The following is a 22508-nucleotide window of genomic DNA, read 5'->3' as shown; positions in this document are numbered from 1 at the left end:
ACCATGCGCTTATTGCGCGATGACGGTAATGCCGACATTTCTGTATAACGACATGGGCTTTACCTTCTTAGAGACTGACTGAGGTTCTCTTGTTTCAATAGACTGCATTCACTGGATGCAAAAGACAGCGTCCACCCGTCGGTGACATTAAGTCTATGGAGGTTGTCATGAAGTCGTCCATCACATCTTTTGCAATTGCTTTTATCCTTGTCGCCCCGGCCGCGTCGTTCGCGCAAGCGAGCGAACCAGTGACTCGCACCGAGGTTCGCGAACAGATCGTCCAGATTGAAAAGGCCGGCTATACGCCCGGTGCAACGGACGCGTATGCGTATCCGGAAAATATCATGGAAGTGGAAGCGCGCATCGCGGCGCAGAAAGACACCGCACGGAATAGCGACTCTGGGACAGTTGTCAAAGGCACGTCGGAGTCGAGAAACCCGCCGGCAAGATGATTTGTTCGAGCGATTGCCTTTAACGTGAAGCGGACTGACTTGGGCAAGAAAACGCCACGCTTCGATTGGCAGCGTGGCGCCAAACACCGCGCCCGCGTCGAAAGCTCAATGCAAAAGACTAAGACTGCGTACCTGAAAAGAATCTCTGCGCCGATACGCTGAAGTCGGGTTCAATCGCTTGCGCTCGGCACTCCGCGCGATGGACGGTCTGCGCGCTCTGACAAGTCTACGGGCGATCCTAAAGAGGGAGAACGACCTTTTGTAATGTCGGCAAGGCCAGTCGGCCGCATGAAAGCGGCGAGACATTGTCAATATCGTCTGCATGCCTAATCGTCGTCCCGTTAAGGCTTACCCTGCACGGGAGCCCTGGAGTCACGTTTGCGCTTGCCGACCGTCGCCGGCTGGACCTGCGCCATCCTGCTCCACTTCGAAAATCTGATTCTTATACCAGGCCGCAGCATCCACGATATCAGCCTTCAATGCCGCGCTCGCAGCTTCTGGATCCCGCTTTGCCAAAGCAGCAAGAATGTTGAAGTGATGCATCACACCGCGGTCATGCAAAGTTTCCTGAGCGGCCTGCATCTTTTTCATGATTGACGCGATATATGGCCCACTTCGCAACCACAGCATTTCGATGATTGAAAACATGAGATCCGACTGCGCGGCACGGTAAATCGCGAAATGCATTTTTTCATTTGCCGCCACAGCAGCATGAACATCGGAGGCGTCCACAGCATGACTGTAAATTTCGTTCGCCGCCTTGATGGCCGAAAATTGAGCGGGCGTCATGCGCTCTGCTGCCCTGAACGCAGCATGCGATTCCATTGCTATCCGTGCGTCGATGAGCTCGTCAAGCCGCGCGATTGAGACTGCTGGAACCCGGAGCGTCCGGTTGGGCAACATCTCGAGCGCGCCCTCTGTGACAAGCCGGCTGACGGCTTCCCGAACGGGCATAGTGCTTGTTCCCAACGAGGCGGCAAGTCCGCGGATCGTCACCGTAGCTGCCGGAGCAAAGCGTCCCGAACGCAATGCGTTGGCAAGTTCAGCGTAGACGCGCTCACGCAGCGCAACCGTGCTCAGTCGCGATACCGCCGGCGCGTCCGCCGCAACAAACTTATCTTCATTTGGCGCATCCACGAGCTTGGTCACCATTAATCTCTAACCCTTCAATGCACAGGCCTTTTGAGCAATGTGCTTATCACCGCATCGATTTGTGATCACAAATCCACCTTACGGTCATGATTTTTACTATGTTGACAGTCCGCTCGATCGCTGTCTAACGCAGATATCCAGGTCGTCGAGCGGCGCAACGAAGAACATTCCGGCAAGGCCGAACAAATCCGTATCCGATCCCCTGTAGCAGAACCATTTACCAACTGCCCCACAAGGCGAACCGCGACTCGGGTGAGTTCCAGCTCAAAACCGGTTCTACGCTGTTTGCCAAAGCTACCGGCAACAGGACATCCAGCACCCGACCTTTGTGCGCGCACCACCTTTCAGGAATCGTCGCTGTCACTACAGCTTTTGCAAACGATATCACTCAGTGATCACTGATCTATATATACTTTGTATCTATAAGCTTGCGTGCGTCTGGCTGATCGCCGGATAAAAGGCGGTTCAGCGCGGGGCGCCAACTGCAGCGGTGCCGAACAGCGTTCGTCAGAGGTCTGCATGCACAGCCATGTATCCAGTGAGTTCCGCCTGTGCGGGGAACTGCGCTGCAGGGCGATATCGAAAAGCACTCCTTCATTTCATTCACTGCAACCAGTAAGAGGCGTCGAGTGGATCGACTGTTCACAATGCGTGTGTTCCTGCAAGTAGTCGACAGCGGGAGCTTTGCGAGCGCAGCCCGGACATTGGAACTATCCAAACCGACGGCGACCCGTGCCGTAGCGCAACTGGAGACACATCTGAGGTCGCGCCTACTGCAGCGCAGTACCCGCAAGGTTACGCCAACCGAGGCAGGCACTGAGTATGCCGAACGCTGTAGGGAGATTCTTGCGGCGACGGCCGAAGCTGAAGCCCGAGCCGGCCTTGAGCGGATTGCACCGACCGGCGCGTTACGTGTTGCGATGCCATCCGCGCTCGCGCTTGCACTTCTCGCTCCGCTGGTTACGGCCTATTGCAAACAATATCCGGACGTGTCGGTGGATATCACCCTCTCGGACAGGCCGATTGACCTCGTAGAGGAAGGCATCGATGTAGCCGTAGTCGTCGATAACATGCTGAGAAGCGACGACGTCATAACCCGCCATGCAAGTGGAAGCCGGTTTGTCGCTTGCTGTGCGCCGTCATATCTGCAAGGCATCCACCCACAAACCTATTCTGAACTGCGCAATCACCGCGTCCTCTGTCTGAAAAGTTTTGTTAAAAGACTGTCCTTAGTCGGCTGCGTGAAGCTTCATCTGACGACGAACACGGCCATGCTGAGATTGCTCGCACTCGAAGGGTTGGGAATCGCAATCCTGCCTGAGTTTCTGATAGGCGGCGACCTCGCCGACGGTAGCCTGTTCAGGGTGCTTCAGGGCGAAAAACTCGAGGAGGTCGACATACAGGTGGCATATCCAAGCCGGAGATACGTGCCGGCTAAAGTGATGCACTTCGTCGATATGAGCCTTGCTCAACTGGCCGCGCTAACCCCTGACATCCCCCCGGGTGATTAGCGCTTACCTCAAAGACGTGTTCAGTATAGGCCGCCCGTCACACCGCGACGAACGTCTATTCCGGTACTCGAACGCAGGCCATCCAGAGGTGAGAGTTCCCGTAGTGCTACCGAGGCAAATGCCTTTGTGGCACCTTGAGCAACCCGGGAATAGATCGCGGGCGCTCATCTCGATGTACAACCAGCGAGATACATGGCGCGATAGCGTCATTCGCAGTTGCTAAATCTGCGACAACTGCGTTGCTCAAGGAAACGGGCAGACTGCATAGCTTACGCAGACTGTCTCAAGGCGCGAAATCAGAGCCAGCGCGAGTTAGCAGAGGCTTTTGAAGAAATCGATTGCAAACGCGCCTGTCGATCACGATGCGTTGACACATACATGCAATCTTGTTTCTGTTGATGCCGCCGTCCCGTGTCCCCTTTTCTACTACGCAGGTTGTGCCCAAGGACTGCCAGGTCTTCGCCGATTCGTAGAGAGTTATCGCGAAAACACTTCCATGGTTACTGGCGTAGATTTTTGTATGCGAATGTCTAACTCACGACACCAGATCTAAAGTTGCCCAACCGCTGCTACCTCTGAAATGGTGAATACCGATGCCGCTTCGCGCATTCGCATGGACTCCAGTTCAAGAGAATCGGCAACAGCGGCGACTTGCTGAACGAGCTGCGCATTCTGCTGGGTTAGCCCGTCGATGCGCGCGACCGCCGTGTTCACCTGCTCGACGCCAGCCCGCTGTTCCGTTGCAGCCTGGTCGATCTCGCAGACGGCGAGGCGCACCCGCGCGATGGCCTGTTGTACAGCCTCGATCGCGGCTTGTGTCCCGGCCGCGAGCGACGAGCCCATATCGACTTTATTGACGGCCACCCCGATCAGATTGCGAATCTCGCCGGCCGCGCTCGTGCTTCGCTGCGCCAGCGCACGCACTTCGGTTGCCACAACGGCGAAGCCGCGACCACCATCGCCGGCATGCGCCGCTTCTACTGCGGCGTTAAGCGCGAGGATATTTGTCTGGAAGGCAATCGACTCGATAACTGAGATGATCTCTGACACTTGCGTTGACGCGTCCGAGATTTCGCCCATGGTCCGCTTCATCTTCAGCATCATGTCGCAGCCGTTTTGGGTCACCTCGGCGGCCTGCTCTGCCAGCGACCGTGCGGTGCTTGCATGGTCGGCCGTCTGACGCAGCATCACCGTGATTTCCTCCATGTTTGCGGCTGTCTCCTCGAGAGACGCAGCCTGACTGTCCGTGCGGGAGGACAGACTCCGATTGCCTTCGGTAATCTCACGGGCCGCTGACGCCACGTTGCCGGCCGTTTCCTGGATGTGCCTGATGCTCACCCGAAGGGAGTCGCGCATCTTCTTTATCACGGCCAGAAGGCTGCTTTCGTCTCCCGGCATAACATCAATGCTCGCCGTCAAATCGCCGCTGGCAATGCGCGCCGCCACGCTCGCTGCGTCGGTCGGGTCGCCTCCCAGTACGTGCTGCACACTCCTTGTTGACCACGCGACACTCACTATCAGCGCCGCGGCGATCGCGAGCGTAATGAGCGATGACTGAATGAGGGACTGCATGAACGCCGCGTCGATATCATCGACATACGCCGACGTGACAATGATCCAACTCCACGGCTCGTAGCGCTGTACGTAGCCGATCAGTGGAGACGGAGCCGTCTTTCCCAGATGCGGCCAGTGATAGTCCAGGTACGCACCGCCTGGCTGTGCAGACGCGACAGTCATCTTGTCAAACAGTGCGAGCCCGTTGCTGTCGCGTAAGCCCTTGACCGATTTTCCGGCCGCAGACGCCTTGAACGGATGCATCAGCATCACTTCGTCAAACGAGTACACAAGGAAGTACCCTTCGGTCGAGTAACGCATACCCTTCAGGCGCTCGAGGGCCTGCTGCCGAGCGACATCTTCTGCAAGCTTGCCGGTGTCCGCGAGCGAGCGGTATTCGCTCACCACACTCGCCGCCAGCGTAGCGGCTTCCCGAAGATTCTGGCGCCGCCCATCAATGCGAATATCGCGCGCGTGCCACGCATCAAGCATCGACACGAGGATCAGGGCCATGATGCTCGCGACGAGCGGCAGCCAAAGTTTACGGGAAAAGGTCATCGCTTTGAGTTGGAAAATTGACGGGACTACGCATTTCTTCCGCGACCGTTACGCCTTGGCCACTGCACGACCAATGACCATGCGCTGCACGCCGCTCGTTCCTTCATAAATCCAGATGACGCGTCCCGATAGATCGGCTGCACCGGCAAGTCTTTCGTGTAACCGTCGCCACCAAGCGCCTGGATAGCCGCACTACAAATCTTTTCGGCTGCTTCCGAGGCGAACGGCTTTGCCATCGACGGCTCCTTCAGACATGGCTGGTCGGTGTCCAAATCCGCCTTCTTACTGCGAGGTCTTCAGTTGCATGATTTCGCGCGCTTCGGCAGGCGTCGCGACCGACATGCCGAGATGGTTGATGATGGTACTCGCGCGCTCAACCAGTTGCCCGTTGTTCGCGAACACGCCGCGGCTGAGGTAAAGGTTGTCTTCGAGACCGACACGCACATTGCCGCCGAGCAACGCCGACTGAGCAACCATCGGCATTTCGTCACGCGCGATTCCGAAGGCCGCCCACTGCGCGTTTTCCGGAATCAGGTTGCGTTGATAGATCATCGTTTCAGTGGTGGCCGGCGCGCCCCACAAGACCCCGAGAACCATCTGGAACAGCGGAACGCCGTCGATAAGGCCGTCGCTGATGAGCGACTTGCCAAACAAGATGTCGCCAGCACTGAACACTTCCAGCTCGGGCTTGACACCCAGTTCCTGAAAGCGCTTGGCCATCGCACGCAACGTGCGTGTCGTGTTCAGGTAGACGAACTCCAGAGTGCCTTCGACCTGGTTGCCGGTCGTAATGTCGAGCGATGCGATTTCCGGCAGACATTCTTCGAGGTGACGAACACGTTCGGCGACAGGAATAACATCGCTTTCAGGCAGCGCGCGTGCCTCGTCTTCCGGATCCGGCAAGAAAAATGCGCCGAGCCCACACGTCAGGTTGAGGATGATGTCCGTGCCCGACTGACGAACGCGGTCGACGACTTCCTTGAACAGCTTCGGGTCGCGGCTGCCCCCGCCAGTTTCAGGATCGCGCACGTGAATGTGCGCCACTGAAGCACCAGCCTTTGCCGCTTCAACGCAAGCATCGGCAATTTGCGCCGGCGTGATGGGCATCGCCGGATGCTTCGGGTTAAAAGGAGCGTTGCCGGTGACCGCGCAGGTCAGGATGACTTTTCTGGACATGCTAGATTTCCCATTCAACATTGCCGCTAACGGCTATCAGTTCGCCCGTGACCTTCGACGCCGCACTGGAGGCGAGAAAAAGGACCATTTGAGCGAGATCGTCGGGCTGCACCTTGGTACGCAGCGAAATGTATTTCAGATAGTCGGACTCAACCTCGTCAGCAGTGCGACCGCTTTCCGAGGCAATATTGGCCACGATGCGTCGCATGCGCTCGTTGTCGATCATGCCGGGCAGGATCGCATTGCAACGGACGTTGAACGGACCGAGTTCCCGGGCCGCGTTCAGGGTCAGCGCTTCAACAGCCGCCTTGGACACAACATAAGCAGTACGCCTCGGCAAACGGGTCCGAGTCGAGCCGGTGGAGAAATTGATGATGGCGCCGTGACGGTTGCGTTTCATGGCGGGCACTACATGTTTCATGAACTGGAACATGCCACCGAGATTGATATCGAAGGTCTCACGCCAGGCATCGTCTGTGATGTCTTCGAAAGCAGCGCGCGGCCCGGCGACGCCAACGTTGTTGACTAGCACCGAGGCATCGCCGAAGGCGCGCTGAGAGTCTTCAATGACCTGCGCCACCTGCGCCGGATTGCCGACGTTTGCAACGGTCCCGGTCATGCCGGGATTCGCTGCAAGCGTGGCGTCAACCGCTTCCGCGCGCACATCACAGATATGCACACGAGCGCCGCGAGCGATGAACTGCTCCGCGATCACGCGGCCTACGCTATCCGCGCCGCCAGTTACGATGACTGTTTCCTGCATGGACATCCTCACGATCAGAGGCGCCCGCCCCGTTTGCGACGGCGGGCGCCGTAGTTAATTCACACATCGCGCCGCACTCTGCTACGACGCTTACCGCATCGACTTTCAGAGCCCGGCGGAGATACCCTCGTCCATCAGCAGGCAGCTGCCGTGCATCGCACGTGCGGAATCGGAGGCGAGGAAAGAGATGGCCCCAGCGATGTCCCCCGGCTCAGAGAAGGTCCGCGTGCTCGGCGTGCGCGCGGCCATGAAGTCGCGCAGACCTTGCATCCCGGGATCATTGCGAATGTCGTCGTTCATTCCGGTAGCGGTATTGCCCGGCGCGACGCAGTTGACGTTGATGTTTTCGCGTCCCACTTCGCAGGCGAGCGCGCGCGTCATCATCACGATGCCGGCTTTGGTTGCGCAGTAAATCGCGTAGGTGCCGAAACCCGTGAGACCTGCAACCGATGCGATATTGACTATCTTGCCGCCGCCATTTGCTTTCAGGCGGGGCACGACGGCATTGATAGTGTTCCACGTGCCGCGCAGATTGATGTCGATCATCTGATTGACGTCTTGCAGCGCGGCGCTGCCAGCCGGCGTCGGTTTGAACACCCCCGCTGCGTTCACCAGCGTGTCGATCTTGCCGAACCTGTTGACGACGCTCTCGATCAAGCCTTGCACCGCGTCGGCATCACGCACGTCACAGGCAAAGCCAGTCGCGTCACCCCCTTTCGCGCGAATCGCGGCGGCAACTTTCTCAGCCTTTTCCACGTTCGAGCTTGCCACAACGGCCACGCGGTATCCGTCACGCGAGAGACGATGCGCCACCGCCTCGCCGATGCCACCGGAACCGCCCGTCACTACCACTACCTTGCCGTTATCGCTCATCACACCCCCTTCAGTTCATGTCATCACACCGAACGCCCTGGCACTTCTGCACCGTGGCCGCCACATGTCAAAAGGCTAAGCTTTTTGTGATCACATATCAACATAAATTTAAACAAACAGAGCATAATTCCCGTCATATCTATGAATATATCAGGTTAAACCCTTAAATCACCTCGATGTTTTATTTTCTATTTGTGATCACAAATATCGGAATATATACTTTGCGCAGAGAGCACCGATCGGCGCACGAGACGATCGCTGAATCCGCAATTTGTCTATCAGGAGAGCCTTATGCGTTTCGCAGTCGATACCGGGGGTACGTTTACCGACCTTATCGTCGAGGATGACGACGGTAGTCTTCACATGTTCAAGTCACCGACGACACCAGCGGACCCGATCAGCGGCGTGCTGGACGCACTGCAGGTCGCGGCCGACGGTCTCGAACTTGATCGCGCGGCGATGTTGCAGCGTGGCGAGATGTTCATCTATGGCACCACCCACGCCATCAACGCGATCATCACCGGCAACACGGCGCGAACCGCGCTGATCGTGCCGGCGGGGCACAGGGACATCCTGACGTTGCGTGAAGGCGGACGCCTTGAGCCTTTCAATTTCACCGTCCCGTATCCGGAGCCGTTTGTTCCGCGTGCACTGACGTGGGAAGTGCCGGGCCGGATGCTGGCCGACGGCCACGAGCTGCACCCGCTCGACGAAAAGGCGTTCGAAAATATCTGCGCCGAAATGCGGGATGCGGCCGTTGAAGCTGTAGCGGTCTGCCTGTTGTGGTCGGTCGTCAATCCTGCGCACGAACTGAGAATCGGCGAGCTACTCGAGAAACACCTGTCCGGCGTGCCCTATACGCTGTCGCATCAGCTCAATCCGATTCCCCGCGAGTTCCGTCGCGCGTCGTCAGCCTGTATTGACGCATCGCTCAAACCTATGATGCGCGCCTACATGCACACGCTTGTCGACCGTCTGGGTGAGGCCGGTTTTCCGGGGCGGGTCGTCGTTGTCACGTCGCAAGGCGGCGTTATCGACGCCGCACACGTAGCCGAAACGCCAATTCACCTGATCAATTCCGGTCCGTCGATGGCTCCGGTGTCGGGCCGGTATTTTGCCCAGGTGGATGAGCAGGCCGACACGGCCATCATCGCGGATACCGGCGGCACGACATACGACGTGAGCCTTGTGCGTCGCGACCGCATTCCTTCCTCGCGTGAAACCTGGATTGGCGCGCCCTACCGCGGCATCATGACGGGCTTTCCCTCTGTCGACGTGAAAAGCGTCGGCGCCGGCGGCGGCTCGATCGCATGGGTTGACGACGGGGGCATGCTGCACGTCGGACCGAAGAGCGCAGGCGCTGCGCCGGGTCCCGTATGTTACGGGCGCGGAGGAACGCAGCCGACCGTGACCGACGCATCGCTTGCGCTGGGCTACATCGATCCGGACTTTTTCCTCGGCGGGACCATGAAGCTCGACGCGCCGGCATCGCGCAACGCCATCGAAAAGTTTGTCGCGAAGCCGCTTGGCTTGTCGATCGAAGAAGCTGCAGCTGCAATCATCACCATCGCTACCGAAAACATGGTGCAGGCCATCTTCGACATCACCATCAACCAGGGTATCGATCCGCGTGAAGCCGTGCTGATCGGCGGTGGGGGTGCAGCGGGCCTGAACTCGGTACTGATTGCCCGGCGACTCGATTCTCCGCGCCTCGTCATCCCGCAGGTCGGTGCAACGATGAGCGCGGCAGGCGCCATGATGTCGGAGTTGACATCCCAGTTCTCCGCTACTCACTTCGCTCGCAGCGGCGCATTTGACTATGACGGTGTTCGTAGTGTGCTGGCAGGTCTCTACACCAGATGCAAGGAATTCATCCAAGGCCCCGGCAAGGGTTCGTTTGAACAGACGATCACACTGCTCGCTCAGGCGCGTTATCCGGAACAGGTGTGGGAACTCGACGTGCCGCTCAGTGGCTCCACGATCGAAACCGAGGAAGACGTCAAAGAATTAATCGAAGGTTTCCATAAGGCCCACGAAGAAGTTTTCGCCATCCGCGACAGCGGCTCGCAGATCGAAATCGTCGGCTGGAGCGCGAACGTCTCGTGCCGGATTCGCAAGCGGGAAGGTGCAACGCTCGCCCACTCGAGCGCGAAAGCAATCGTGAACCCGGTGCGAAAGGCCTACTTTGCTGGCAAGGGCTTCCTGGACAGCGCAGTGCTTCGTTTCGAAGCGATGCAGCCCGGCGAACCGGTTTCTGGGCCCGCTATCGTGGAATCGTCGTTCACGACGGTGGTCATTAACCCCGGCTCGATCGCGGAGCGCCGTCCGAGCGGCAGCCTGTCGATCATCCCCGGTCGCGATTAATCGAGGAGAACACACATGAACCAACCCAACAACCGACCGGTCACCGACGGCGTCAAGCTCGCGCTGCTGACTAACCGCCTTGAAGGCGTCGCCCGCAAGATGGCCAATACCCTGCTGCGCAGCGGCCGCTCGGGCGTGTTGAACATCGCACGCGACTTCTCGTGCTGCATCGTCACTGCCGACTGCCATTTGCTTGCAGCCGCAGAGAGTCTGCCCATTCACGTGTTGTGCGGCCCGGACATGATGGCTGCCTCAATGAAGTCGTTTCATCCGGAATTGCGCCGCGGCGATGCGTATCTGCATAACTCGCCGTACCATGGTTGCTCCCACCCTGCCGACCACACGATTCTCGTGCCCGTGATGGACGACGACGGTGTACATCGCTTCACCGTGGTAGCCAAGGCGCACCAGGCCGACTGCGGCAATTCGGAGCCGACCACGTACATGGGTTCTGCGCGTGACGTCTACCACGAGGGCGCGCTGATTTTCCCGGCCGTGAAGGTGCAGCAGGATTACAAGAACATCGACGACATCGTTCGCATGTGCAAGATGCGCATTCGTGTACCCGAGCAATGGTGGGGCGACTATCTGGCGATGATGGGTGCTGCCCGCATCGGCGAGCGCGAACTGGTGAATCTCGCCAGGGAAATCGGCTGGGACACGCTGGACGACTACGCACGCGACTACCTCGACTATTCCGAGCAACGGATGATCGGTGCAATCAAGAAGCTCGCTTCCGGTCAGGCGACCCGCTCAAGTACACACGACCCGCTCTTTCCCGGCATGCCTGAAGAAGGCGTCACGATCCAGGCTGTGGTTACGGTGGACGCAGAAAGCGGACGTATTCAGGTCGACCTGCGCGACAACCCGGACTGCCTGCCCTGCGGCCTGAATCTGAGCGAGGCTACCGCGCGCACGGCAGCGATGGTTGGCATTTTCAACAGTGTCGAGCACACCGTTCCGAAGAATGCCGGGGCGTTCCGTCGCATCGACATACTGCTGCGCGAAAATTGCGTAGTCGGCATCCCGCTGCATCCGACGTCGTGCTCAGTGGCAACGACCAATATGGCCGACCGCGTTGCCAACTCGGTGCAGACGGCGATGGCTGAAATGGATGAAGGTGCAGGCCTCGCGGAATGCGGCGCGGTGATTCCGCCCGCAATCGGTGTCATCTCGGGTATCGACCCGACGACCGGACACCGCTTCATCAACCAGTTGTTCCTGGGATTTACCGGCGGCGCCGCAGGTCCGCACGCGGATGCATGGCAAACCATCGGGCACGTCGGCAACGCGGGGCTGTGCTTCCAGGATAGCGTGGAGCTCGACGAAATGCGCCATCCGCTTCTCGTGCGCACCCGCAGATTTGTGCAGGATAGCGAAGGAGCGGGACGCCACAACGGCGCACGAAGCATGTACGTCGAGTTCGGTCCTGTCGGCTGCGAAATGCAGGTGGGCTATGTCAGCGATGGCACGATCAATGGACCCAAGGGCGTGCGCGGCGGCCTGGCTGGTGCGAACTCCAGCCAGTTCAAGCGGCTGAAATCCGGTGAGCTCGTTGAACTGCCTGGCGGAGCGATGCTTCATCTGGCAGATGGCGAGACGGTGCTGTCGTACTCCTGCGGCGGCGGCGGTTACGGGCGACCCGAAATGCGCGACCCGGAACTGGTGCGTCGCGACGTGGAAGAAGGCTACTTGTCGCGTGAGCGGGCCCGCTCCATCTATGGCGTGGTTCTCTCCCCCGCTAGCAAGGTGGACACCGCAGCAACGGATGCGTTGCGCGCAGCTACGCTCGAAGCGATCTCCGCTTCCGCCGGAGCCTAAAAGTGATTCTGACCTTTCAGGGCGCGACGCCGTCAGTCGGTCCGGAATGCTTTGTCGCGCCGAATGCAATCCTCATCGGCTCAGTACAGCTCGAAGAGAAAGCGTCGGTGTGGTTCGGCGCGGTCCTTCGCGGCGACGTCGCAGCTATCCGCATCGGTACGACCAGCAACGTTCAGGACGGAGTCATCATCCACGCTGACCCAGGCTTTCCGGTCAATATTGGACGCGGGGTAACCATCGGCCATGCTGCAAAGCTACATGGCTGCACGGTTGAGGACGGCGCGCTCATCGGCATTGGCGCGACCGTCCTGGACGGAGCAGTCATTGGCAGGAACGCCCTGATCGGTGCGAACTCGCTCATTCCACCGGGAAAGGTTATTCCCGAGCGCGCTCTCGTCATGGGTTCACCCGGCAAGGTCATCAGAACGCTGACTGATGAAGAAGTCAAAGAGCTGGAATGGGCCGCGGAGGAATATGTGCGCAACGCTGCGCACTATTTGTCGGTGCTCGATTCGCCGCCGATCACCTGCGGCTGACGCCAGCAAAAAGCCTGCACAAGTTGCGCAGGCTTTTATTCACTCCGTGGTTGCCCCATGCCGCGATTGCCCCATGCGTGAGGCGCAGGTTAGCTTACTTCCGCTTACGTGGTCTGGCCGGCTCGGCCTCGGCTGCACCGTCAACGAAGAGCTGATGTTTGTACCATTCTGCCGCGTCGAGAATGTCAGCCTGAACGGCAGAACTGGCGGCTTCGGGGTCCCGCTTCGCGAGTGCCGCAAGAATGTTGAAGTGGTGCATGACACCGCGGTCATGCAAAGAATCCGCTGCGACGTGCATCTTCTTCATGACCGACGCCAGATACGGTCCGCTCTGGAGCCACAACGTTTCAATGATCGATAGAAGAAGCGCCGACCGGGCCGCACGATAGATGGCGAAATGGAGTTGCTCGTTAGCGGCAACAGCGCCCGCCATATCGCCAGCGTCCAGCGCGTGGCCATACGCTTCATTGGCCGCCTTGATTCGCGAGAATTCTGCGGGAGTCATCCGTTGCGCGGCGAGCGCCGCCGCACGGCCCTCTACGGTTGCGCGCGTGTCGATGAGTTCATCGAGCATGGCCGACGAAATGGTTGGCACGCGCAGGGTGCGGTTAGGCAACATTTCCAGTGCCCGCTCTGTCACCAGTCTGCTGACCGCTTCGCGAACGGGCATGGTGCTGGTGCCGAGCATTTCTGCCAGGCCACGGATAGTGACCATCGTCGCCGGGGCGAAGCGTCCCGCACGCAGCGCATTGGCCAACTCGTCGTAGACGCGCTCGCGCAGGGCGACGTTACTCAATTTTGATACTGCGGGCTGGTCGTCCTCAGTCGACTGAACAGGTTTTCCCTTGTCGATAATCAGACTGTCCATTTGTACTCCGATAGTGATCTCGAATCACACACCGCCACCCGCAACAGGCAATGGTGCTGTTCGCAGGAACCATATTACCTTATTTTGTGATCACAAACGAGCAATTGAAAATTCCCAGGCAGGCTTGGCTGGGTCGCGCGCTGCAACAGGGGCCAAGGCGATTTACCTTCAATCCAATCAGGCGGGACGTGCCGCGACCAGCGACCATCGACTGGACGTGGCAGATTAGATCGCGGGGAGCCTCATCCATTCTCTCTTCTGTTGGAGCTGCCCACGCACAGCGTCCCTGCGCAATGCAGCGGACGCGCGCCGTGCGTCCGAAAGCGACCCGAAAGTCACAGCGCACTCACCGACAATATCCCGATTCGTTACAGCGTCACGCCGATCTTTCTGAGAGCCTGTTCATACGCGACGCTCGCGATCGATTTACCTTGCGCACGGGCCTCATCGATCAGACTGGCCGTACGATCGGCGATGCGAACAACCTCCTGATCCACGGACGCATCGTCGCCACTACCTTCGTATTCCCGCACGCAACTGATGATGCCACCGGCGTTGACCACGTAGTCCGGCAGATAGTGAATCCCGCGAAGATGCAACCGTTGTGCGTCGTCAGCCGTCGCAAGCTGATTGTTGGCAGCGCCCGCGACGATCTTGCACCGCATCTCTGCGATAGCGGGGGCATTCAGCACGGCTCCAAGCGCACAGGGCGCGAACACGTCGACCTCCTGGGTAACGATGTCGCTGACATGCACGGCTTCGGCACTAAACTTTTTCATCGCCGCGGCCACCCGGGCCGCGTCAATATCGGCGACGACTAGCTTGGAGCCGGCAGCATGCAGTCGCTCACACAGGTCCCAGCCAACAGAGCCCAGCCCCTGGACCGCAACGCTCAGGCCATCGAGCGAAGTCGCACCAAAGAGCACGCCCGCTGCTCGCTCGATCGCAGCAAAAATACCGAGAGCTGTCTTCGGCGACGGATTGCCACCAAACCGGCCAGCGCGTGGAGTGCCGCTTGCAAAGTGTGTGACGCTCTGGATCCCCAGCATGTCGTCAACCGTTGTACCCACATCTTCGCCGGTGATGTACTGGCCGCCCAGCGATTGCACTGCCCGGCCGAATGCCTGGAACATTTCCTTCCGATTCAACTGCTGGTCGTTCATGATGATGACGGCCTTGCCGCCACCATAGGGCAGATCGGCCATCGCGTTCTTCAGACTCATGCCATGCGACAGACGCAAAGCGTCGCGAAGTGCATGCTCGTCGCTCGAGTATTGCCACATGCGGCACCCGCCGAAGGCCGGTCCGCGGGTCGTGTTGTGCACGGCGATGATGGCCCGAAGAGAAGTCTTCGAGTCTGAAACAAACAGCACCTTTTCGTGCGCAGGTTCGCCGTCAAGTTCGAACAGACGCGGTCTCTCAGAGAGGTTATGCGCCTCGGTATTTGTGTTCATGGATTGGCTCAGAAATGGATAGGTTATTCAGTTAAGTGACTCTCAACGAGCAGATGCCGATCAGCTCAGAGCAGTTCGATTGCCACCGCGGTCGCTTCGCCGCCACCGAGACACAACGAAGCAACACCAAGTCGTGCATTGCGGGCGCGCAGCGCATAGAGCAACGTCACAAGAATGCGTGCACCGCTCGCACCGATCGGATGGCCGATTGCGCATGCACCACCTTTGACGTTCACCTGTGCGTGGCTCAATCCGAGCTCGGCCATGGCGATCATCGTCACGGCCGCGAACGCCTCGTTGATTTCATACAGGTCGACTTCCGCCTGTCTCCACCCAGCGCGCTCGATAGCCTTACGGATCGCGCCGGCCGGCGCTTCGGTGTACTTGGCCGGAGCAAGCGCGTTGGTTGCATGAGAGGCGATACGCGCGAGCGGAGTAAGACCTGCGGCCGACGCAGTCCCGGCACGCATCAACACGAGTGCAGCGGCACCGTCAGAAATCGACGACGAATTCGCCGAAGTGACGGTTCCGTCTGCTATAAACGCGGGACGCAGCGTCGAAACCTTTTCGAGGTTGCACAGTTCAGGCGTTTCGTCGCGGCCAAGCGACTGAGTCCCCTTCTTGTCAACGATGGCGACAGGTGCAATTTCGGCTTCGAAGGTCCCGTTCGCGACCGCCTCCTGAGCCCGCCGGATCGACTCGCTCGCAAAGGCGTCCTGAGCCTCGCGCGTCAGATGCCAGTCACGTGCCGATGCATCGGCGTAGCATCCCATCAACTTGCCCTCGTACGCGTCCTGCAGACCGTCCAGAAACATGTGGTCCAGCACCTGGCTATGTCCCATGCGAAGACCTTGACGTGCCTTTGGCAGCAGATAGGGCGAGTTCGTCATCGATTCCATACCGCCAGCAATGGCCACTGTGGCAGTGCCGCAGCGAAGCAGATCATGCGCAAGCATCACGGCCTTCATCCCGGAGCCGCACATCTTGTTGACAGTCGTTGCCGGAACCGTATGCGCAAGGCCGGCGCCGAGTACCGCCTGCCGTGCGGGTGCCTGCCCCAGACCAGCGGGCAGACAGCATCCGAAGATGGCCTCGTCGATCGTTGCCGGATCGATTCCCGCCTGCTTGATCGCAGCGTCAATAGCGACAGAGGCGAGACGCGGAGAAGAGAGGTCCTTGAACTGCCCCTGAAAGGCACCGATAGCCGTGCGCTTTGCGCCGACAATCACAATGTCATCCTGGTGAATTGTCATCGTATGCTCCTGTTAATCGGTGTCAGCGCGGTGCCATGCGAAGTGCGCCGTCGAGGCGGATCACCTCACCGTTCAAATAGGCGTTCTCCGCAATATGTCCGACGAGCGCTGCAAATTCACCGGGACGACCGAGTCGTTGGGGGAATGGCACGCCTTCGCCCAATGCCTTCTGCACCTCTTCCGGCATGCCGAGAAGCATTGGCGTTTCGAAGATGCCAGGAGCGATGGTGACGACCCGGATTGCGTTGCGGCCAAGCTCGCGTGCCGCGGGCAGCGTCAGCGACACGACCCCGCCCTTGGACGCGGCGTACGCTGCCTGACCAATCTGCCCGTCGAAGGCGGCCGCCGATGCCGTGTTGATGATTACGCCCCGCTCACCATGAGCATCCAGCTGATTGCCGACCATCGCCGCAGCCGCAATACGCATCACGTTGAAAGTGCCGATCAGATTGACAGAAACGACCTTGGCAAACAGCTCGAGCGAGTGCGGCCCTTCGCGCCCCACAATGCGCTGCGCCGGCGCAATACCTGCGCAATTCACCACGCCTCGCAGCGGACCAAAGCGGGCGATCACAGCAGTCACCGCTTCCTCAACGCTCCCGCCGTCAGTCACGTCAACCCGAACCGCAAAACCGCGCTCTGCGTGATGGGCCGCTTCTGCCTGAACCCCCTTTAAATCGATGTCCGCAAACGCCACGTTCGCGCCGCGATCGAGCAATGCACGGCCAACCGCCGCGCCAAGACCAGAGCCACCGCCTGTGACCAGAAAAGTGCTATCGCCAATCACCATATTCATCTCCTCCTTGCATTCGTTTGCACAAGCCGTTACCGATCGCTCGTCAGCAGCATCGCGCGATACCGTTGACGCACCGGACGGGCATTTTCGTAGTTGCGTTCCTTGATCACGCCAAAGCCACGAATCGATGACGGCACGCGCAGCAAAGCAATTGCCGTCTCGATCGTCCCAGGTGTGAGACTTTGAACAGCGAGGCTGACGTCTTCCTCGAATTCGCCGATCAACGCGCGCTCGATGACCCGATCCTGCTGGCGACCGAACGGATCCAACGGTGTCCCGCGTAAAACCTTGCCGTGCTTCATCACGCGCAGCAGCGGGTCAAGCCATGCAGCGCGAAGCGCAATCTTGTTTCTGCGGCCGGTGCGAGGGTCGCGGCGGATGAGAAGCGGAGGCGCCATGTAAAACGTCTTCTTGCCGTCGCCATCGAAGGCGCTGGAGAGGTGAGAACGAAAGCTGCCGTCGGTATGCAGTCGTGCCACTTCGTACTCGTCCTTGTAGGCGAGAACCTTGAAGTAATTGCGGGCAACCGCTTCCGTGAGCTCACCAACAACACCGGATACGCGTCGCTCAGTGTGCTGCACGCTATCGACAAGTGCCTTGTACCGGCGGCCATAGGCGGCGTTCTGATAGCGCTCGAGGTCGCGCACGCGATCGGCCACGAAGCGCTCCAGTTCGAACACGCCTGATTCTGCAGCCTTCGTGCCGGAGACCCGCTCGATCACGCTGGCGTCGTGTGCCATCAGACGCCCCCAGAAGAACGCGCGCTCATTCATCTTCACGGCTGTGCCATTCAGTTCGATGGCCCGCCTGATCGCTTCTTCTGAGAGCGGAATCAGTCCCAGTTGATACGCATACCCAACCATCATCATGTTCGATGCAATTGAATCGCCGAAAAGGTTCTCGGCCGCGCCGGAACCGTCCCAGAAAACGGATGGGGCTCCGCCAATTGCGCTTTCTATAGCGCTCTGATGGATCGCTTTGCTAATCGGCAGGTCACCGTCGCGCACGAAGTCCGATGTCGGCGTAATCCGTTCGTTCACAACTGCTCGCGTCAACCCGGAAGCAACCCGTGAGAGCGCTCCGGCGGACGCCGCAACCACTGCGTCGCAGCCGAGCAGAACATTCGCGGCATGCGCGCCAATACGGGACGTAACGATTTTTTCCCGGCTGCTCGCAATTTGTATGTGACTGATGACAGCACCATTCTTCTGAGCGAGACCCGTGAAATCCAGCGTGGAGGCACCCTTGCCCTCCAGATGCGCGGCCATGGCCAGAATCGCACCAATCGTGACCACACCCGTGCCACCGATGCCTGTGACGACAATGCTCGCGTGCGTCTCCATTTCGGCCGACACAGCCGCAGGTGCGGGGAGCCTTGCGCGCCATTCTTCTTCGATGGCGCCAATGCGCTTCTGGTCCGGGCGCTTCGGCTGCAGTCCTTCAACCGTAACGAAGCTCGGGCAGAATCCTTTGAGGCACGAAGTGTCTTTGTTGCAACTCGACTGATTAACCGCGCGCTTGCGGCCGAGCTCCGTTTCGAGCGGTTCGATCGCAATGCAATTCGACTGCACTGAACAATCGCCACACCCTTCACAAACAGCCGGGTTGATTACAACGCGCTTAGGCGGATCGATGAGTTTTCCGCGCTTGCGCCGGCGGCGCTTTTCAGCCGCGCAGGTCTGATCGTACACAATGACCGAGACGCCTTTGGTCTCACGCAAGGTACGTTGCAATGCGTCAAGGTCGTCGCGATGCTGAACTTCAACAGTTGCGGGCAAGCCGGAGCGGCGCGAATATTTTTCAGGTTCGTCAGTGACAACCACCACCTTTGTCACGCCCTCGGCGACCACTTGGGCCACCACGCGCTGGACGGTCAGGTTGCCTTCGGCGGGCTGGCCTCCCGTCATCGCCACCGCGTCGTTGAAGAGGATCTTGTATGTGACGTTCGAGCTCGCAGCAACCGACTGGCGAATGGCAAGACTGCCCGAGTGCTGATATGTCCCATCACCGAGATTGACGAACATGTGCGGGATGTCCATGAACGTTGACATCCCGATCCACTGGACCCCTTCTCCTCCCATCTGGCAAAACGTCGCAGTGTCGCCCGCTTCGCCCAAGGCCATGATGTGACAACCAATTCCAGCCGCAGCGTATGAACCGTCCGGCAATTTGGTCGACGTATTGTGGGGACACCCTGCACAGAAGAAAGCCTTGCGGGTGAGCGGTTCAGCATCCTTGTTCGTCGCAAGGGGAATGACGCGCAAGCCGCTTCGGTGAACGGGCGCCGCGACCGGGGCTGGGGCGGTCAGTTCAACCTTGGTGTGTGCGAAGAACCGTTTGAGGGCAGCCACAATCTGCTCAGGCGCGAACTCCATCGCGGCAGGCAGCAACGGACCCGCTTCTCCCAAGTCCTTGCCGAACACTGCAGGACGCTCATCTGCCCGCAGGTTGAACAGTGCCTCCTTGATCTGCCGTTCTACAAAGGAACGCTTCTCTTCAACTATGACAAGCGCCTGCATGCCTCGTGCAAATGCGCGCACCCCTTCGGCCTCGAGCGGCCAGATCATGCCGATCTTGTAGACGCCGATTCCAAGGCGCTCCAGTTCTTTTGGCGAGAGTCCGAGGGTTTCAAAAGCAGCCAGCACATCCCCATGCGCCTTGCCCACCGTGACGATACCAACACGTGCGCCTTGCGGCCGCACCAGCGTGCGATCGAGGGGATTTGCGCGGATAAAGCTGAGTGCCGCGGGCAGACGCTCATCGAGCACACGTCGCTCGAGCTCGCCTCGCTCAGCCGGCCAACGAAGATTCGGGTCGTAGTTGAAGCCCCGACCTTCCGGAATCTGAATGTCTGCGGGCAACCTGAAGCGCGAAGCCGCATCCGCACCATGGCCCTGCACGGTCATTGAGCGTCCGCTTTCAACGGTTTCGGTGATCGCCTTGAATGCGACCCAAAGGCCTGAGAAACGGGACATCGCGTAACCCGTCAAGCCGAACTCGATATATTCCTCGACCGACGCCGGGAAGAGAATCGGCATCATCGCGCCTTCGAACACGTGGTCGGTCTGGTGCGGGAACATCGACGATTGCGCCGCGTGGTCATCCCCCGCTACAGCCAGCACGCCACCCCGTCTCGACGTGCCCAGGATATTGGCATTGCGGAAGACGTCGCCGGTGCGATCAACGCCTGGACCTTTGCCGTACCACATGGAAAACACACCGTCGACCCGCTTGCCCGGAAATGCGTCGACTTGTTGGGCGCCCCAAAGCATGGTCGCGCCCAGATCTTCGTTAAGCCCCGGCTCAAAGCGGATCGCATGATCTGCAAGCAGCGTCTTCTGGCGCCAGAGTTCCTGGTCAAATCCTCCAAGCGGCGATCCGCGGTAGCCCGATACCAGGCCCCCGGTATTGATGCCGGCGGCGCGATCACTGCGAGCCTGCTCGACCAGAATTCGCACGAGCGCCTGGGTACCTGTCAGAAAAACTGTTCCGTTCTCCCGACGGTAACGGTCCTCAAGACGGTACGCCATGTCGAGTTGGCGCTCGACCTCGACTGCTCGCATATTCATTGTTTTTCTCCGCCGCTGGATGTGTGGGATGAGACCCATTTTAGGTAGCCGATAGAGACGATTTGTGCCAAACTTGACCATCAAATTGACGAAATTTGGCAATTGGCGCCGAATTCAACCATTTTGTGGGGAAAGTTAGCTAATGAAATTCGATCGCAATGATGTGACCATCCTGCACGCGCTTCAGCACGATGCACATGCGAAAGCAGCCGACCTCGCGGAGTCTCTGGGCCTGTCGCTATCTCCGTATTACCGACGCATCCGGTTACTCGAAGAGTCCGGTGTCATCACCCAGTACGTGACTCTCCTCGACCAAGAAAAAGCTGGGTTTCCGGTCAACGCTTACGTGTCGGTAGCAATTGAAAAAAAGAGCGAAGTTCGGCTCGCAGCGTTTGAACGCGCAATCGCAACCTTCGAGGAAGTGATGGAGTGTTATCTGATGACCGGCGCCTTCGACTACATGCTTCGTGTAGTCGCCAGCGACATTGCCGGTATCGAGCGGTTCGTGATGACCAAGCTCACGAAGATTGAAGGCGTGCGCGACATCCACACATCGGTAGCCCTGCGCCGCGTTGAATACAAGACAGCGCTACCTGTGCGCATTCGCGACGAATGATCATGCCAACGGCGGTCCCTTGGACCGCCGCTTCAAGCTCACCCGAAACTATCGGACCTACTGGGTGGAAAAAACAGCAATGCCGTTGGAAGAAAAGGTCCCAGAACCACTACCAGCAAATGGCAGATATATCTGATGAGATGCGCCGTGGATAGCAATGGAATGTGAGCTGTGTCCCATTGCCACCTGTGCGATCACAGAACGTGACGTCGCATCGACAACGCCGAGTGTGGGTGTAGCCGACGACGACGGCCCTGCCAATCCATTCGTTTGATCAAGATACGCAGGAATAAAATAGCGATTCGTCACAGAGTCGTAAGCCACTTGGTCGGCCCCGCCGAACGGAATGGTTGAGAGGAGCGCTCCGGTCGCCCGGTCGAGAATCAAACTGATAAGCGGCGAGCCTGTATCCGGGGTACAAGCCACCAAAACGTCGTTGTTTGGTCCAAGCGCCAAGCCGTTAGGGTTGCATGCTGGCAATGGATATGCTTTCGAGTTCTGTGGCGTGCCAGCAAGAACCGAATTCAATGGAATAACGTCCATCTCGCCGTGAGCGTTCGCGGGGGTGCCGTCATTGTTCAATAGGAAGCTTCTAGTCACCTTGTCATATTGACATTGCTCCAGTCCAGCCGAGTCCGGAAAGGAGAGGGTCGCAACCACTGTTTGAGAGGCCGTTGAAATGAACGTTGCAAACGGCGGGGAATCGGCGGGATTGGTTGCCATGATCAAGCTGTCGTCCGGATCAAAGCAGAGGGAATCCGTGCGTAGACCGGACGTGGCAATTGGAATGTTCTTCAGAAGTTGTCCGTTTGAAACATCAAGGAGCTTTACCGAATTTACGTCGGCAACATAAAGCTGATTCGTACCCGGGATACCAACAACCCCTTCGGGGCCCGCCGTAGCCACAGACCCGCTGAAACCAGCAAATCCTGGTTTAAATTGTGAAATAAGTTGATTCTTGTTTACGTCAACGACGTCAATGGCGTTGTTGCTTACATCGGCAAGGTAGTATTTTCCTTGGCTTTGATCTACATAACCTATGTCGAACAGGAAGCTGGCTGCGGGTGTCTGGACAGAAATGGTTGACGTCAGATGCGGCGTCGTCCCTCCCTCATTTCCCCCTCCGCACGCCGCCATTCCTAGCACTACGATCGACAAAGGCACTAATGGGTTGAGTACTCGATATTTCATA

At 58.9% G+C, this 22508-nt stretch carries 17 protein-coding genes and 1 pseudogene; 6 read left to right on the top strand and 12 right to left on the bottom strand.

Annotated features, from left to right (window positions below; genetic code table 11):
- The first annotated feature begins 167 nt into the window (after window positions 1-167).
- The gene (locus tag M0D69_RS30560) at window positions 168-452 is read left to right on the top strand and encodes a DUF4148 domain-containing protein (RefSeq protein WP_301785587.1); all 285 of its coding nucleotides are present in this window, start codon (window positions 168-170) and stop codon (window positions 450-452) included.
- Window positions 453-824: 372 nt separating this feature from the next.
- On the opposite strand, the gene M0D69_RS30555 is transcribed toward M0D69_RS30560, so the two are convergent.
- Window positions 825-1604 (bottom strand): GntR family transcriptional regulator, encoded by a 780-nt coding sequence (locus tag M0D69_RS30555; RefSeq protein WP_301785586.1) that lies wholly within the window; start codon window positions 1602-1604, stop codon window positions 825-827.
- Between the two features lie 647 nt (window positions 1605-2251).
- Between M0D69_RS30555 and M0D69_RS30550 the strand changes: the two genes are divergently transcribed.
- Entirely contained in the window at window positions 2252-3115 is an 864-nt protein-coding gene (locus M0D69_RS30550) for a LysR family transcriptional regulator (RefSeq protein ID WP_301785585.1), read from the top strand.
- Between the two features lie 549 nt (window positions 3116-3664).
- On the opposite strand, the gene M0D69_RS30545 is transcribed toward M0D69_RS30550, so the two are convergent.
- The 5 genes and pseudogenes from M0D69_RS30545 to M0D69_RS30525 form a co-directional block, all read right to left on the bottom strand.
- Window positions 3665-5182: a methyl-accepting chemotaxis protein gene (locus tag M0D69_RS30545; protein ID WP_301785584.1), complete on the bottom strand. Its 1518-nt coding sequence runs from the start codon at window positions 5180-5182 to the stop codon at window positions 3665-3667.
- A gap of 93 nt (window positions 5183-5275) precedes the next feature.
- Window positions 5276-5487 (bottom strand): annotated as a pseudogene (locus M0D69_RS30540) (acyl-CoA dehydrogenase family protein); the annotation flags it as partial.
- 22 nt (window positions 5488-5509) lie between these two features.
- Window positions 5510-6403 carry a 3-keto-5-aminohexanoate cleavage protein gene (locus M0D69_RS30535; protein WP_301785583.1) on the bottom strand — a complete coding sequence of 298 codons (894 nt, stop codon included), beginning with the start codon at window positions 6401-6403 and terminating at the stop codon, window positions 5510-5512.
- 1 nt (window position 6404) lies between these two features.
- A complete protein-coding gene (locus tag M0D69_RS30530; protein WP_301785582.1) occupies window positions 6405-7166 on the bottom strand; it encodes an SDR family oxidoreductase in 762 nt (253 codons plus the stop codon).
- Window positions 7167-7271: 105 nt separating this feature from the next.
- Window positions 7272-8039, bottom strand: coding sequence for an SDR family NAD(P)-dependent oxidoreductase (locus tag M0D69_RS30525; RefSeq protein ID WP_301785581.1), 768 nt, complete (start codon window positions 8037-8039; stop codon window positions 7272-7274).
- 291 nt (window positions 8040-8330) lie between these two features.
- Between M0D69_RS30525 and M0D69_RS30520 the strand changes: the two genes are divergently transcribed.
- From M0D69_RS30520 to M0D69_RS30510, 3 genes are read left to right on the top strand one after another with little or no spacing between them, the layout of a single operon-like run.
- On the top strand, window positions 8331-10403 hold the full coding sequence (locus M0D69_RS30520; RefSeq protein WP_301785580.1) for a hydantoinase/oxoprolinase family protein: 2073 nt from the start codon (window positions 8331-8333) through the stop codon (window positions 10401-10403).
- A 15-nt stretch (window positions 10404-10418) separates the two neighbouring features.
- Window positions 10419-12224 carry a hydantoinase B/oxoprolinase family protein gene (locus M0D69_RS30515; protein ID WP_301785579.1) on the top strand — a complete coding sequence of 602 codons (1806 nt, stop codon included), beginning with the start codon at window positions 10419-10421 and terminating at the stop codon, window positions 12222-12224.
- 2 nt (window positions 12225-12226) lie between these two features.
- Window positions 12227-12760 (top strand): gamma carbonic anhydrase family protein, encoded by a 534-nt coding sequence (locus tag M0D69_RS30510; protein WP_301785578.1) that lies wholly within the window; start codon window positions 12227-12229, stop codon window positions 12758-12760.
- Window positions 12761-12854: 94 nt separating this feature from the next.
- Here the strand turns inward: M0D69_RS30510 and M0D69_RS30505 are convergent, their stop codons facing one another.
- The 5 genes from M0D69_RS30505 to M0D69_RS30485 form a co-directional block, all read right to left on the bottom strand.
- The gene (locus M0D69_RS30505; RefSeq protein WP_301785577.1) at window positions 12855-13628 is read right to left on the bottom strand and encodes a GntR family transcriptional regulator; all 774 of its coding nucleotides are present in this window, start codon (window positions 13626-13628) and stop codon (window positions 12855-12857) included.
- A 368-nt stretch (window positions 13629-13996) separates the two neighbouring features.
- Entirely contained in the window at window positions 13997-15082 is a 1086-nt protein-coding gene (locus tag M0D69_RS30500) for a Glu/Leu/Phe/Val dehydrogenase dimerization domain-containing protein (RefSeq protein ID WP_301785576.1), read from the bottom strand.
- A gap of 65 nt (window positions 15083-15147) precedes the next feature.
- The gene (locus M0D69_RS30495; protein ID WP_301785575.1) at window positions 15148-16335 is read right to left on the bottom strand and encodes an acetyl-CoA C-acyltransferase; all 1188 of its coding nucleotides are present in this window, start codon (window positions 16333-16335) and stop codon (window positions 15148-15150) included.
- A gap of 22 nt (window positions 16336-16357) precedes the next feature.
- Entirely contained in the window at window positions 16358-17125 is a 768-nt protein-coding gene (locus M0D69_RS30490) for an SDR family NAD(P)-dependent oxidoreductase (RefSeq protein WP_301785574.1), read from the bottom strand.
- Between the two features lie 35 nt (window positions 17126-17160).
- Entirely contained in the window at window positions 17161-20700 is a 3540-nt protein-coding gene (locus tag M0D69_RS30485; protein ID WP_301785573.1) for an indolepyruvate ferredoxin oxidoreductase family protein, read from the bottom strand.
- 142 nt (window positions 20701-20842) lie between these two features.
- On the opposite strand from M0D69_RS30485, the gene M0D69_RS30480 reads away from it, so the two are divergent.
- Window positions 20843-21316 (top strand): Lrp/AsnC family transcriptional regulator, encoded by a 474-nt coding sequence (locus M0D69_RS30480; protein ID WP_301785572.1) that lies wholly within the window; start codon window positions 20843-20845, stop codon window positions 21314-21316.
- A 57-nt stretch (window positions 21317-21373) separates the two neighbouring features.
- Here the strand turns inward: M0D69_RS30480 and M0D69_RS30475 are convergent, their stop codons facing one another.
- On the bottom strand, window positions 21374-22507 hold the full coding sequence (locus M0D69_RS30475; RefSeq protein ID WP_301785571.1) for a YncE family protein: 1134 nt from the start codon (window positions 22505-22507) through the stop codon (window positions 21374-21376).
- Window position 22508 lies beyond the last annotated feature (1 nt).

Origin of the sequence: Caballeronia sp. SEWSISQ10-4 2, assembly GCF_030464885.1 — a bacterium.
GTDB lineage: Bacteria > Pseudomonadota > Gammaproteobacteria > Burkholderiales > Burkholderiaceae > Caballeronia.
Note: the sequence above shows the minus strand (reverse complement) of the source record. Positions and strands in the feature narration are given on the sequence as shown.